The sequence below is a fragment of the Kineococcus sp. GCM10028916 genome (assembly GCF_042674865.1).
GTDB lineage: Bacteria > Actinomycetota > Actinomycetes > Actinomycetales > Kineococcaceae > Kineococcus.
The window spans coordinates 616683-629626 of sequence record NZ_JBHTFM010000003.1 but is presented as its reverse complement, the minus strand read 5'-3'; the positions used below and the strand labels follow the sequence as shown (position 1 = coordinate 629626).

At 65.6% G+C, this 12944-nt stretch carries 13 protein-coding genes, 1 tRNA gene and 1 riboswitch; of the genes, 6 read left to right on the top strand and 8 right to left on the bottom strand.

The annotated features are described in order from the left end of the window. Positions 1–94: riboswitch (SAM riboswitch) on the top strand. From ACFQ46_RS05545 to ACFQ46_RS05530, 4 genes are all read left to right on the top strand, one after another. Next, a complete protein-coding gene (locus ACFQ46_RS05545; RefSeq protein ID WP_380257969.1) occupies positions 88–897 on the top strand; it encodes an ABC transporter ATP-binding protein in 810 nt (269 codons plus the stop codon). (Overlaps the previous riboswitch by 7 nt.) A gap of 46 nt (positions 898–943) precedes the next feature. Further along, complete coding sequence (locus ACFQ46_RS05540; RefSeq protein ID WP_380258443.1) at positions 944–1972, top strand: aliphatic sulfonate ABC transporter substrate-binding protein; 1029 nt, start codon at positions 944–946, stop codon at positions 1970–1972. Beyond that, entirely contained in the window at positions 1969–2766 is a 798-nt protein-coding gene (locus ACFQ46_RS05535; protein WP_380257967.1) for an ABC transporter permease, read from the top strand. The genes ACFQ46_RS05540 and ACFQ46_RS05535 overlap by 4 nt, the downstream gene beginning before the upstream one ends. 40 nt (positions 2767–2806) lie before the next feature. Then, positions 2807–3301 carry a DinB family protein gene (locus ACFQ46_RS05530; protein ID WP_380257965.1) on the top strand — a complete coding sequence of 165 codons (495 nt, stop codon included), beginning with the start codon at positions 2807–2809 and terminating at the stop codon, positions 3299–3301. A gap of 2 nt (positions 3302–3303) precedes the next feature. Here the strand turns inward: ACFQ46_RS05530 and ACFQ46_RS05525 are convergent, their stop codons facing one another. Genes ACFQ46_RS05525 through ACFQ46_RS05515 form a run of 3 tightly spaced genes read right to left on the bottom strand, consistent with a single transcriptional unit; the run spans position 3304 to position 5489 of the window. Next, positions 3304–4119 carry a hypothetical protein gene (locus ACFQ46_RS05525; protein WP_380257963.1) on the bottom strand — a complete coding sequence of 272 codons (816 nt, stop codon included), beginning with the start codon at positions 4117–4119 and terminating at the stop codon, positions 3304–3306. A 42-nt stretch (positions 4120–4161) separates the two neighbouring features. Beyond that, on the bottom strand, positions 4162–4494 hold the full coding sequence (locus tag ACFQ46_RS05520; RefSeq protein ID WP_380257961.1) for a hypothetical protein: 333 nt from the start codon (positions 4492–4494) through the stop codon (positions 4162–4164). Between the two features lie 53 nt (positions 4495–4547). Beyond that, positions 4548–5489: an alpha/beta fold hydrolase gene (locus ACFQ46_RS05515; protein WP_380257959.1), complete on the bottom strand. Its 942-nt coding sequence runs from the start codon at positions 5487–5489 to the stop codon at positions 4548–4550. 139 nt (positions 5490–5628) lie between these two features. Here ACFQ46_RS05515 and ACFQ46_RS05510 point away from each other — a divergent pair, with 139 nt between their 5' ends. Further along, positions 5629–6228: a TetR/AcrR family transcriptional regulator gene (locus tag ACFQ46_RS05510; protein ID WP_380257957.1), complete on the top strand. Its 600-nt coding sequence runs from the start codon at positions 5629–5631 to the stop codon at positions 6226–6228. 1679 nt (positions 6229–7907) lie between these two features. Then, positions 7908–8654, top strand: a complete 747-nt coding sequence (locus ACFQ46_RS05505; protein WP_380257955.1) for a pentapeptide repeat-containing protein — start codon at positions 7908–7910, stop codon at positions 8652–8654. A gap of 45 nt (positions 8655–8699) precedes the next feature. Here the strand turns inward: ACFQ46_RS05505 and ACFQ46_RS05500 are convergent, their stop codons facing one another. From ACFQ46_RS05500 to ACFQ46_RS05480, 5 genes are all read right to left on the bottom strand, one after another. After that, complete coding sequence (locus ACFQ46_RS05500; protein WP_380257953.1) at positions 8700–10925, bottom strand: ATP-binding protein; 2226 nt, start codon at positions 10923–10925, stop codon at positions 8700–8702. A gap of 234 nt (positions 10926–11159) precedes the next feature. After that, entirely contained in the window at positions 11160–11315 is a 156-nt protein-coding gene (locus tag ACFQ46_RS05495) for a type II toxin-antitoxin system YoeB family toxin (protein WP_380257951.1), read from the bottom strand. A gap of 181 nt (positions 11316–11496) precedes the next feature. Beyond that, positions 11497–11667: a type II toxin-antitoxin system Phd/YefM family antitoxin gene (locus tag ACFQ46_RS05490; RefSeq protein WP_380257949.1), complete on the bottom strand. Its 171-nt coding sequence runs from the start codon at positions 11665–11667 to the stop codon at positions 11497–11499. Between the two features lie 165 nt (positions 11668–11832). Then, positions 11833–11906: transfer RNA gene (locus ACFQ46_RS05485), tRNA-Pro, on the bottom strand. 76 nt (positions 11907–11982) lie between these two features. Then, positions 11983–12909 carry a metallophosphoesterase gene (locus ACFQ46_RS05480; protein ID WP_380158827.1) on the bottom strand — a complete coding sequence of 309 codons (927 nt, stop codon included), beginning with the start codon at positions 12907–12909 and terminating at the stop codon, positions 11983–11985. Positions 12910–12944 lie beyond the last annotated feature (35 nt).

Genomic DNA, 12944 nt, shown 5'->3' with positions numbered 1-12944 from the left:
CCACCATCCAGAGCGGCTGAGAGACCTGGCTCCGCGACGCCGCAGCAACCTCCCCGTCCGCGGGGTGTGGTGCTCACGCCAGGACCGATGGAGGAACCCGTGTCCGTGACGTCCCCGCCGAGCACCGAACCCACCCGCGTGGACGCCGCCGACGTCCGGCTGCGCGGGGTCGGTCGGACCTTCGGCGAGCGCGACGTGCTCGCCCCGCTGGACGTCACCCTCGAGGCCGGGCGCACGGTGGCCCTGCTCGGCGCCTCCGGCAGCGGGAAGTCGACGCTGCTGCGCCTGGTCGCCGGGCTCGACACCCCCACCACCGGCTCGATCGAGGTCGGCGGGGAGCAGGTCCGCGGGGTCCACCCCCGCACCGCCGTCGTCTTCCAGGAACCGCGACTGCTGCCGTGGCGCGACCTCGCCGGGAACGTCGCCTTCGGCCTGCCGCGCGGCACCCCGCGGGCGGAGGGCCGGACGGAGGTCCTGCGCTGGCTGGACGTCGTCGGGCTGGGCGAGTTCGCCGGCCACCGGCCGCGTCGCGTCTCCGGCGGGATGGCCCAGCGGACGGCGCTGGCCCGGGCCCTGGTCCGCCGGCCCGGGGTGCTGCTGCTCGACGAACCCTTCGCGGCCCTCGACGCCCTGACCCGGCTGAAGATGCAGGACCTGCTGGACGAGGTGCAGCGCGAGACCGGTGCCACCGTCCTGCTGGTGACCCACGACGTCGACGAGGCCCTGCACCTGGCCGACCGGGTCCTGGTCCTCGGGCCGTCCCCGGACACGGCCGGCGCGACGGTCGTCCGCGACCTCGCCGTCCCCGCCCGACGCCCCCGCGACCGCGGTGACGCCGCCACCGCGGAACTGCGGGTCGAACTGCTCGACCTGCTCGGCGTGCCCCGCACCGTCTGACGCAAACCCCCCACCACCGCGAAACCCCAGGAGAACCGTGTCCGTCGTGCCCTCGAACCTGCCCACCCGCCGTCTCGCCCTCGGCCTGGCCCTGGGCGGGGTCTCCCTCGCCGCCGTCGGCTGCGTCAAGGGCGAGTCCTCCAGCGGGGGTGCCCCCGCCCCCGCCACCGGTTCCGGGAGCGCCTCGGGCGGGGGGACCGTCCGCCTCGACTACGCGCTCTACAACCCGCTCAGCCTCGTCGTCCGCGAGCAGAAGATCCTCGAGAACGCCGGCCTCACCGTGCAGTGGGAGCAGTCCGCGGGCAGCAACAAGGCCAACGAGTTCCTGCGCAACGACAACCTCGACATCGCCTCCACCGCCGGGTCGGCCGTGCTGCAGGCCCGCACCAACGGTTCCCCGGTCCAGACGATCGACGTGTTCTCCCAGCCGGAGTGGACGGCCCTCGTCGTCGGCAAGGACTCCACGATCACCGACGTGGCCGGGTTGCGCGGCAAGCAGATCGCCGCGACCACCGGCACCGACCCGTACTTCTTCCTGCAGCAGGCCCTGGACCAGGCAGGCCTGTCCGCGAGCGACGTCACGATCACCAACCTGCAGCACGCCGACGGTCGCGCCGCCCTGGAACGCGGCGACGTCGACGCGTGGGCGGGGCTGGACCCCAACATGGCCGGCTCCGAACTGCTCGCCGGGTCGAAGCTGCTGTACCGCAACGTCGACTTCAACACCTACGGGATGCTGAACGCCCGCGAGGCCTTCATCAAGAGCTCGCCCGAGCTGGTGCAGCAGGTCGTCGACGCGTACGCGACCGCCCGCGCGTGGGCCATCGCGAACCCCGCCGACCTCGCCACGCTGTACGCGACCCAGGCGCAGCTGACCCCCGAGGTCGCCGCCCGCGTGCTGGAACGCACGACGCTCGACGTCGACTCCGTCCCCGGCGACGCCCAGCGCACCGTGCTGGCGGGGATCATCCCGCTGATGGCCTCCGCCGGTGACGTCCCCTCGGCGGACGCGGCGACGGAGGCGCTCGACGGGTTGCTGGTGCCCGACTTCGCCGAGAAGGCCACCGTCTCGTGAGCGTGCTGGACACCGAACGCCCCGCACCGGCACGGCGGTCGCGGGGTCCCCGGAACCGCGGGTGGCTGGGCTGGGTCGTTCCCCTGCTGCTGCTGCTCGCGTGGTTCCTCACCACCGGGGCGGGAGTCTTCGAACGCGTCCAGCTGCCGCCGCCGGTCGACGTGCTGAACGCGGCCCGGCAGATGTGGGCGACGGGGCAGTTGCAGCTGAACATCGCGATCAGCGTGCAGCGCGTCCTGCAGGGTTTCGCCGTCGGCGCGGTGGCGGGAGTGGTGCTCGGTGGGTTGACCGGTTCCTCCCGGGTGGTGCACGACCTCCTCGCGCCCACGCTCGGCGCGTTGCGGGCCGTGCCGTCGCTGGCCTGGGTCCCCCTGCTGGGCCTCTGGATCGGGCTCGGGGAAACGCCGAAGATCACACTCGTCGCGATCGGGGCGTTCTTCCCGGTCTACACGACGGTGCTGAACGCCCTCACCCACCTCGACCCCGCCCTGGTCGAGGTGGGCCGCGCCTACGGCCGCCGCGGGGTCGGGCTGTTCCGGGAGGTGCTGCTGCCGGCGACCGCTCCCGCCCTGCTGTCGGGGTTGCGGCTGGGGTTGGCCCAGAGCTGGCTGTTCCTGGTGGCCGCGGAACTCCTGTCCTCCTCGATCGGCCTGGGGTTCCAGCTGACCAACGGCCAGAACACCGGCCGGACCGACCAGATGCTGCTGGCCATCGTCCTGCTCGCGGTGCTGGGCAAGGCGTCCGACGTCGTGCTCGGGCTGGTCGAGGGTCAGGTGAAACGCGCCCGGGGGTGACGGGTTGTCCCCGCCGCTGGCGTCCGCGACAGTGGTCGGCGTGAGCGCGACGGGTGAGAAGGCGACGTTGCTCGACTACCTCGGCCACTACCGCGAGGTCATCGAGCGCAAGTGCGAGGACCTCGACGCGGGGCAGCTCGCGACCCGGTCCGTGCCGCCGAGTTCACTGAGCCTGCTCGGCCTCGTCCGCCACCTGGCCAAGGTGGAACGCGACTGGTTCCCCCGGACCCTGGCCGAGCGTCCCGAGACCCCGCGGCTCTACTGGACCGAGGAGGACCCGGAACTCGCCTTCACCGGTGCGGTGGCCGACGACGCGGTCGTGAGCGAGGCGTTCACCACCTGGCGGCAGGAGGTCGCCGCCGCCGACGCGTGGCTGGCGGAACTGCCCGAAGCCGACCTCCGACGCGAGGTGCCGCACCGCGACGGTCCGGTGAGCGTCCGCGACGTGCTGGTGCACCTGATCGAGGAGTACGCCCGGCACGCCGGGCACGCCGACCTGTTGCGGGAGTGCCTCGACGGACGCACCGGGGAGTAGCGTCACCGCACCTCTGCGGGTGTGGCCCACGCGCGCGTCAGCGAGGGCGTCGCGAGGACGGCGACCGGTCCCGCGAGCACCGTCACGACCCCGAGGACGGGGAACCCGGAGCCGCCCAGGAGGGCTCGCGCGGCAACGAGCACCACGAGAACGGCTGCGCCGCAGATCAGCTGGCGGCTCGTGCGACCCGTTGCGACCACTCCCGTCGACGCCACGACCAGCACGGCGAGCGCCGCGTGCAGTACCGCCGCGGCATCGAGGTCGACGGGATGGAGAACCGTCCCGATGACCAGGACGACGAGCGCCGCGACCCCGGAACGACGCAGGGCGGGCCGGGTCACCGCCGTAGGTACCCCGGTCAGGACCGCGACGAGAACCGGCAACAGACCCAGTCCGACGTCCAGGGCGATCTCGTCCCACGGCCATCCCGCGGGCAACGTCGCCAGGCTCGGGTCGGCAGGCAGCAGCAGACCCCCGGTCAGGGGGAAGCGATCGACCACGCCCGCGAGGTCGAGTCCGACGACGGCACCCACCGCCCACCACCGCCGGCCCGCCAGGGCCAACGCCGTGCCGAGGGCGACCACCGCGACGAACGGGACGAGGAACCCCACTGACTGCCCGATCGAGTCGAGGACCCGGGGCGCCTCAGCGGGCGGGAACCCCGACACCGTCTGCGGGTCGAGCCCTGCGAGGTGGGCGAGTCCGTCCCGGTAGAGCCACCACAGGGAGGCGTGCGTCGAGATCGACAGCGCCACGAGCGACGCGACCGAGACCGCCGCAGCCGCCGACACCGTCAGGACCGGTCCGCGTCGACTCACCGTTCTGAGATCGGCCTCACGGACAGCCGGGTTGAGCCTCGATCAGGCCTGGGTGGCGCGGCGTCCGACCCACCAGGTCGTCCCCCAGATCCCGGCCAGGGCGAGCAGCCCGACGCCGAGGACGCCGGCCAGCCACCACGTGTGCCGCACGATCGAGACCACGAACACAGCCACGATCGCGACGAAGAGGACCGTGGTCGCCGCGGTCGGGCGCTTCAGGCGGTGCAGGAGCAACTGCCCGGCGAACCCGACGAGGAAGATCCCCGGCGCGAGCGCACGCCCCCACTCCCGGTCTGCGACCGAGATGGCCGTCTGGACCGCGAAGACGGCGATCAGCACCCACTCCGACCAGCGTGCCTTCCGTGGTGTCGTCACCACCCCACGCTATCGATCACATCCGCAGCCGGTGGTAGGCCGCTTCATGGACGTCAGCGGCCGGCGGTGATGAAGTCGGCGAGCGCGGTGGCGACGGCGTCAGGCTGTTCGTCGGGGATGAAGTGTCCGGCGCCGGGCACGACGACGCCGGTGGTGTTCTCGGCCCACGGACGCAGGGACGCAGCCATGTCGGGGATGGAACCGTGGCTGCTGGAGATCCCGAGGACGGGCACCGTCAGGTGCTGCCGGTCGAGCGCCTCGTGGTTCCTGCGCGCGGACTCGGCGGCGTCGCGGTAGTAGGCGAGGGAGGCGCGCAGTCCCCCGTCGGCGGCGAGGGCCGCCGCGAAGTGGTCCAGGTCGCCGGCTTCGAAGGTGGTCGGGTCGAGGGCCTTGGCCTTCAGGAACCAGTCGACGTACTCCCGTTCGCGTCCGCTCAGCAGCGTCTCGGGGAGGTCGGGCACGAGGTGGAAGGCGAAGTGCCACGTCTTCCACGCCCGGGCCGGGTCGGTGGGGATCGTCTCCGGGAGGGTGATGCCGGGGATCCCGGCGTCGAGGAGGGCGAGGCCGTGCAGAGAACTGCCGTGGGTGAGGGCGAGGGAGAAGGCGACCCAGGCGCCGATGTCGTGGGCGGCCAGCCAGTAGGTGCGCGATCCGAGCGCCTGGACGGCAGCGTGGACGTGGGCGGCGACGGCGTGGGTGTCGTAGCCGGCCTCCGGCCGTTCGGAGTGACCCTGGCCCGGCAGGTCGATCGCGAGGACCCGGCACCGGTCGGCGAGCTGGGGCATGACCTTCCGCCACGCCCACCAGGTCTGCGGGAACCCTGCGAGCAGCACGAGCACCGGTCCGTCCGGTCGGCCGCCGTCAACGGCGTGGAGGCGGACGCCGTCGGCGTCGACCCAGCGGTGGGTGAACCCGTCCAGGCCGTGCGCGGCCAGGTCGTGGAGGGCCAGGTCAGGCACGGGGCTGGTCTCAGTCGTAGTCACGTGATCCTCCATCGGTGGGCGCCGGATGCTCTGTGTCGCAGCGCGAGTGCCGTCCGTTCATCGCCGCGCTCGGACGCTAACACATCTTGGACTGCTCAGTTCAAGATAGGATGACGTCATCACCCGAGGAGCGCACAGACAGGAGAGCCAGGTGGCAGGCAAGAAGCAGTTCGACGTGGATACGGCCCTGGACGCCGCGATGGTCCAGTTCTGGCGCGCCGGTTACGCCGACACCTCGCTCGACGACCTCTCCCGGGTCACCGGCCTGAACCGCAGCTCGATCTACTCCTCGTTCGGCGGCAAGGACGAACTCTTCCTGCGCTGCCTGGACCGCTACGCCACGCGCTACGGCGAGAAGTACGACGCCGCGCTGTCGTGCGCCGCATCAGACGTCGTGGCCGCCCTCCGGGCGTTCTTCGACGTCACCCACGAACGCATCGCCGACCCGGATCTCCCCGACGGATGCCTGATCGCCCAGACGGCGATGGTGACGCCCGTGCTGAGCCCCGCCGTCGCTGCGCACACCCGGGAGGCCCTGGGCTTTCAACGCCGGCGTCTGCACACGGCCTTGAAGGCCGGCCGGATGAGCGACGAGAACGCCGAAGGCTTCGCCCTCCACGCGGCAGCCGTCAACCAGTCCCTCGCCGTCATGAGCAGGGCCGGCGTGAGTCCTGCGCAGCTCCGGACCATCGCGAGGGTGACCGTCGATGGGCTAGCGAAGGTTCTGGGTGAGCCGGAGCGTTCCTCGTAGATTTCCTATGACTGCCTACGGCGGTAGTCGCACACAACGCCAGAGGCCCGGCCCCACTGACGCGGTTCCGGGCCTGATCTGTGACCTTGCTGGTTGGGGCGATAGACTTCGACCTGCGGTCTCTTCGTCCCAAAGCTTCACAGCCAGGCGAGCTGCATCTTTCCTCTCCTACTGCGCCTCCCGTCGGGCCCGTAGGTGTCCCTGGTCGTCCGAGTCTGTTGTCACGCAGTTAGACACTCGCTCTGTGCGTTGACGACAGCAGCTCAGGAAGGTGCAAAGCAAGGTGTCCGTGCTTGACCGGGGACTCGTGAGGTACCACGAGTGAACCCTGAGGGCGTTTCTACACCGCCGCTACAGGCACGCAGGGGCATGGCATGCAAACAAAAGCGCCGGGTCTCAGGGCGCTGTCAGTAGGACGTCAAGGACTCGTGCACGGCCTACAACCTAGACGCCTTCGCTGATCAGCATTTTCGCACCCGCTCGGAGGTGAGGTCGAGCGAGGTCACGTGCCAGGAAGTCGACGGCGTAGAGGTCGGGGCATCGTTCGGGGTCCGGACGTTCCATGGCGATGCTCATCAAGTTGTCATTCGTCCGCCACTGGTAAATCAGGGCCTTGTCCTGGCCCTCGGAGAAGGCACAGTAGGCGTAGTAGACCGGACCACTGGGGGGACTGGACCGGCGCCCGCGCTCGCCTGCGGTCAGCTAGAAGACGGTCATCGTCGCGGCTGGGTCATGGAGGCGCTCCAGCACCGCCAAGGCTTAGACACTGCAGCCTGGTCAGTGAGCTCCTCTGCATGCGCAGCAGCCATACGGGCATCCAGTGGCAAGCCCCGCAGCGGAGCGAGGGGTGCGGCAGCCGTACCTGGACGACCACCAGTCCCGGTGTTGGATCCGCCTTGTTGACACTTGCCGCCCTCTTCGGCAGCCACGAGGTCAAGAGCCGGCGGCTGCCAGGGCCCGCAACGAACCACTTGATCCGCCACGATACCCGAAAAATCAAGGGTGCCTGTGTTGAGCGATGTCCGAAGCGCCGATCCCGGCGCTGGCGCAGGTCTAGGCCGTGGTAACAGATGGAGTCCAGCACATGCGGTTTCTGCTGGGGCCGTTGGCCATGTTCGGTTGTCTCTGCTGAGAAGAGGTAGCTACGCCCACCCGCCGCACGGTCGACTCCGACGCACGTCCGCTTGGGTAGTTAACTTTATGACCGAATTAACTGATGGCCACATGATCACCGGGCCACGTGGTGGGCCGCTGCCCACTGGAGGACTCGCCTGCAGTTCGAGGTCGGACTCTCCGCGTAGAAGTCTAGGGACATGCAGCGTCTCGCCGCTTCGGCTCTGACTAGAGGCACCCAAAAGAGCCTAGCGAAGAAACCGAAGCAAAAACCCGTAAGCGAAACAGGGAAGACTAGAGCATAGAGATAGTAGTCGACACCTTGCATATGGTCATTGAATGAGCAAGTGCCTCGTCCTGATGGTGAGGAAGTTACTTGGCGGGGGGGGGGGGGGCAGAGCGCTTGCCTGTCGAGGAATTACCAGTCGCTGACAGCAGTTGCGCGAACTTTGCAGTGGTCGAACGCAAGCTAGGCTATCGTCATGACGGCATACTCAGTAGCGAAAGGTTAGGAATCTTACTTAATGCCGAAGCTTATACGCCTCATCAAGGGTAGGTTCACCACAATGGGCAGAACGATTCTCTTAGCACTCACATTTACGCTGTTTGTACTAGCTACGGCATGGTCACTCTATTCTCTTCCGCATTGGCTTCTGGCTCGAGGTGGTGCTGAGTGGTCCGCCCTCACGCCGGCACTTAAGTATCAGTATGAAGCTTCATTGAGGACAGCTCTGCTTCAAGGAATCGGAGGCTTGCTTATAGCCGTTGGTGCGTTCGTTGGTATTGGTCAATTGAAAGCTGCGCGGCAGCAAGCGGAGAACGCGCGTCGCTCTCAGCTTGTCGATGCGTTTACACGAGCAATCTCGCAGCTCGGCGAAGCGTCACCGGTAGCGAAAGTTTCCGGAATTTACTCTTTAGCGCGTATCGCTGAAGTTCAGGTTGACGAGCGCAGCCGAATCGTCGATGTGCTATGCCGATTTATTAGACACCAAGGCATCGTGCCCGATGCTGCAGATTCAATTGAAGCCGCGATTCGGGCGCTCCCTGCGATAGCTAGAGAGCAGGACGTAATCGACTTACACGGGGCCTACCTTGTCGATAGAAACTTTTCAGGGGTACGTCTTGCTGCCGTCAATTTCTATGGTGCTGACCTGCGTCGAGCAAACTTATCTTCGGTCACCCTGCAGGGTGTAGACCTACGAGCGGCGGACCTCTCGGGAACAATCTTGCGCGGGGCAGATCTGACTGGGGCACTGGTAAGTGTTCACCTCACTGATGTGGCGATTATTGATAACAAGACACGGCTACCATGAGCGGTATAAGCAACCCTCACTCCACCAGAACTCAGTTTCGCCTGCCTAACCCTCAAATTTGGCCAATAGTTGGGTAGTCATTGAATTGAAGTCTGCGTCTAGGTCTCCTGAAATGTTCCAGGATGTACCGTCTGATCCACCTTCTACCTGTACCAAAATGGCGTTCTTGATGGAACGCGCATCGGGGCTGTCGATACATTCTTGCAGCAGTTGAGCTGCTTCAAGCATGCGGCCCTGCATCAACCTCGCGACGGCTAGATCATAAGTTGAGAGGAGAAACTGCTGTAGCACCTCGTCATTTGCGGAGCTTTCACCTTGAAGGCTGCTCTTCTCTTCGAGAGATAATGTTCGAGCATCCCCCGCGTACGTGGATGCTGACTCCCAATCTCCGAGTAACAAGCTAAGGTGAGCACAAACGGTCGCGTGAGGTGAGTAAGCATGCAACCTTTGCGCAAAACTGGACTGTTCTAGCGCTTTCTCATAATTTCTCAGGCCATGCAGATCGTAGGCATACGACAGGTGCGCCGACGCAAATTCTTCCAGCTGGCGTGGTGAAGCCGATTGATCTATTCGAGATAACATGACCTCGACAGTAGGAAGCGGTTGAGTAAAGAGCTCCGCCGCAAGTTCGCCCCCAATGGCGCGGGTCTTATTTGCCATGGCCACGATGTTGCTGTCCTCAAAGAGTAAGTTTGTACCGCCCGGCGGCATGGTCACCCATTGAGAGACGGTGGTGCCAACTGCGGTGATGCGCACTTCAGCGACCGTTAGTTCTCCGCTGTCAAGTGAACGCAGGAGGCTTGGGTAGAGTGTGCTCGTTATGTCGGGAAGCGTACTTTTTGCCGAAGGCTCCAACCCGATGGCTGCCACCACTTCCTCGATCTTTTGACGCACTGTGCTACTACCACTGTCTCTGGCACGAAAGATCTCAACGCCGGAGATCCGACGCAAGGCGGGTGAGACCTCAAATTTTAGGGCTTCAGAAAATTCCCAAGGTGTAACGAATAGCGCCACTTCTCGCGAAGCGGCAAAGTAACGGACATAAATTTCATCGAATTGGTCGCCACGGAATTTGAGGTTACCTTCCTCTTCACTTAAGAGGCCAAGCTCCTTGAATCGCGTGGCCCCGGACTCGAGGTCGCTAAGGCTAAGGGGTGCAGGGCTAAAAATTTGGGACAAGGCCCAAATCTGTCTAATAGTTCCTTTACATTCTAAGAGCGCGGCAAGAAGCTGAATATCTTCTCGCGATAGACGCCGCAGAGCGCTAACCCACCGACGATCGTTTCCCTCTTCATGTGTTTCTAACTCTCGCCGCACATCATCAAGGACATCTACCGTGATGGCCATGCGATTGGCTTTTCCTTCTTCGACACGCTTGAACATGAAGTGGCAGAGTAGTTGCACCTCGTAAGGGCGACCATTGGCTAAGCGATGGATGTCAAAGTGAAGTTGACGCGCAGTTTCAGGGAATGCTTCGGTAGGATCAATGTCGAGCTGCCTAAGAGGCTTCGTAATACACTCGATAGTGTCTTCAACGCTAGCGAACTTCTCCACGGGGATTTTCTTGAACTGCCTGATGATGGGGGAGAAAACGTCCTCTAGTGCCGGAAATAAATTCGGCGTCCCCGCAAATGCCAGCATGTAACCTCGGGTGTTCATGAAAATATTCCGAAGCATTTCGAGCTCAATTCGACTTTTGGCCAGTACGTCACACTCGTCGAATAGAAGCACGCAGGGCTTACCTAGTTCTCTCGCAATGTTTTCCAAATCGGTTCTAAGCGTCACCTCGGAGAGCATCCTCCCTCCTTGGTTCGCCAAAGCAAAATGACGTGGAAAGAGAAGTTCCGTGAAACTTTCTGTTGACGTTCCCTGCCCGTCGATCAAGGTTCGGTAGCTCCTATAAAGGGGGCCGCCAATTCCAGCGTAAGCGCCTTCGGTGACTGCAGCCAGAAGCACTGCATCATAAATCTTGTAAAACAAACTCAGCGGGTTTGCGTCGCCCTCGTTTAGATCAATTCGAGCTACCGCAAATCCACGACCCTTAGCTTCGTATCCGATTTTGTTAAGAAGACTAGTTTTTCCAGCGGAACGAGGGCCAGTCAGAACAAGGTTGATGGGTCTAGGTGCTTTTGCGGCGAGCCTCAAGTAGTACCGAATTTCTTTTAGTTCGTCCTGGCGTCCCGCAAAGAGCGAATCGTCATTAACTGGGTTTGCGAAGTCGTAAGGGTTCCAAAGCAGGTCACTTTGAACTAATTCGGTAAAGGCGGCCATGGCTCCTTCAGTTTCTGAATGACGAGATCCGATCGACGCGAGTGCATCACAGTATCGCGGCGTTTTTGCTCATGGAAGTGTCCGAGGGTGGCGGGGTCAGGACCGGCGCTTGCGCCGCACGCCTGGCCCCGCCACCCTCGGCGGCGCAGCGGGCGCGCTTGACGGAGTAGAGAAAGTTCTTACAGCACCGCCAAGGTCCCGGCTTGGGCTACCCCAACGCCGTCAGTAGTGGTATCACGCCTGGTGAACGACCGCAGCGCCGTCGACGACCTCGTAGACGAGGCGGTGCTTATCAGTGATTCGCCTCGACAACAGCCCGGCCAGGTCACCCGACAGTTGCTCGAGTTTGCCGATGCCCTGGCCGGCATCGCGCCACGACTCCTCGATCATGCGTTGATCTTCTGCAGCGCCTTCCGATCGGCGCTCCAGCTGCAGTAGTCCTCCCAGCCGTGGGAGGTGGACGCGACCTTCACGCCTCAGCGGGTGGGGTGGACCCGGACTCGATGAGGCCGCTCGGCTACGCTCCCCCGCCGCGCGCCTCAGCGAGGCTCTCGCACAGCCGCTCGGCGTTTCACGGGTACCTCAGCAGGTAGACGGTCTCACGCAGGGAGAGGTACTCGTCCTCGGAGACGAGGTAGGCCGTGCCCTTCTTGGACGTGATCTCCACAGCGGCCTGGTCGTCGTTGACCTGCTCGATGAGGTGGGTCAGTCGCGCTTGAGCCTCCGCGGCGGTGATGGCCATGACCCCTCCAGTGACAGCTGATGTGCAAGCACCGTAGGGCTCAGGCCGGTCGCGGAACAGGCACGAATCAGGCGACTAGAGGACAGTCACGCAGTTGGTCACGCACACGACGAAGGCCCGGCCCCGCTTTCGCGGTTCCGGGCCTCTGACGTGCAACTACTCGGGTCGGGGTGACAGGATTTGAACCTGCGGCCTCTTCGTCCCGAACGAAGCGCGCTACCAAGCTGCGCCACACCCCGATGCTGCTGATGGCCGCCGAACTGCACGGCCTCGTAGAGGATAGCCCACCCAGCCGGGTCCCCGAGACCACGAGGCTCAGCGGCGGGGTACGAGCTCCAGCAGCGTCGCCTCAGGGCGGCAGGCGAAGCGCAGCGGCGCGTAGGGGGAGGTCCCGAGGCCGGCGGAGACGTGCAGCCAGGCGTCGTGGCGGGCGGCGGACCAGCGGGACAGGCCGGAGGCCTGCTTCCGCGGGAGGTCGCAGTTGGTCACGAGGGCTCCGAAGCCGGGCACGCAGAGCTGGCCGCCGTGGGTGTGGCCGGCGATGAGCAGGCCCGCTCCGTCGGCGGTCATCGCGTCGAGGGTGCGGCGGTAGGGGGCGTGGGTGACGCCGATGGTGAGATCGGCGTCGGTCGCGGCGGGGCCGGCGACGTCGTGGTAGCGGTCGTAGCGCAGGTGCGGATCGTCGACGCCGACGAACTCGAGGTCGAGGCCGTTGACGGTCAGCCGGGTGCGGACGTTGTCGAGGTCGACCCAGCCGGCGTCGGTGAAGCCACGGACGAGGTCGTCGGTCGGCAGTCGCACGGCCTCGTCGCCGGCACCACCGTCCGACGGACCCCTCAGGTACTTGGACCAGTTGCGCGGCTTCGGAGCCCAGTAGTCGTTGGAGCCGAGCACGAAGACGCCCGGACGCTCCAGCAGCCCCGCGTAGGTCTCCAGCACGGCCGGGACGGCGTCCTGGGCGGCGAGGTTGTCCCCGGTGGTGACGACGAGGTCGGGTTCGAGGTCGGCGAGCGCCGCGACCCAGGCGCGCTTGCGGTGCTGACGCGGGACGAGGTGCAGGTCGGAGAGGTGCAGGACCCGCAGCGGGGCGGCGCCGACGGGCAGGACCGGCACGACGGCGTGCCGGAGCACGAACGCGCGGACCTCGTAGCCCGCGGCGTAGCCGACGCCGGCGGCACCGGCCAGCGCGCCGACGCCGACGGTTCCGGCGGCCAGGTGGAGGACTCGGGCTGCAGTGGGCATCCGGTCATCCTCGCCGGAGGGCGGAAACGGGTCGC

Coding starts and splice junctions, on each gene's coding strand:
- ACFQ46_RS05545 (WP_380257969.1), top strand. CDS start 88: ATGGAGGAACCCGTGTCCGTGACGTCCCCGCCGAGCACCGAACCCACC.
- ACFQ46_RS05500 (WP_380257953.1), bottom strand. CDS start 10,925: ATGGCCGCCTTTACCGAATTAGTTCAAAGTGACCTGCTTTGGAACCCT.
- ACFQ46_RS05515 (WP_380257959.1), bottom strand. CDS start 5,489: ATGGAGGATCACGTGACTACGACTGAGACCAGCCCCGTGCCTGACCTG.
- ACFQ46_RS05480 (WP_380158827.1), bottom strand. CDS start 12,909: ATGCCCACTGCAGCCCGAGTCCTCCACCTGGCCGCCGGAACCGTCGGC.
- ACFQ46_RS05495 (WP_380257951.1), bottom strand. CDS start 11,315: ATGATCGAGGAGTCGTGGCGCGATGCCGGCCAGGGCATCGGCAAACTC.
- ACFQ46_RS05490 (WP_380257949.1), bottom strand. CDS start 11,667: ATGGCCATCACCGCCGCGGAGGCTCAAGCGCGACTGACCCACCTCATC.
- ACFQ46_RS05505 (WP_380257955.1), top strand. CDS start 7,908: ATGGGCAGAACGATTCTCTTAGCACTCACATTTACGCTGTTTGTACTA.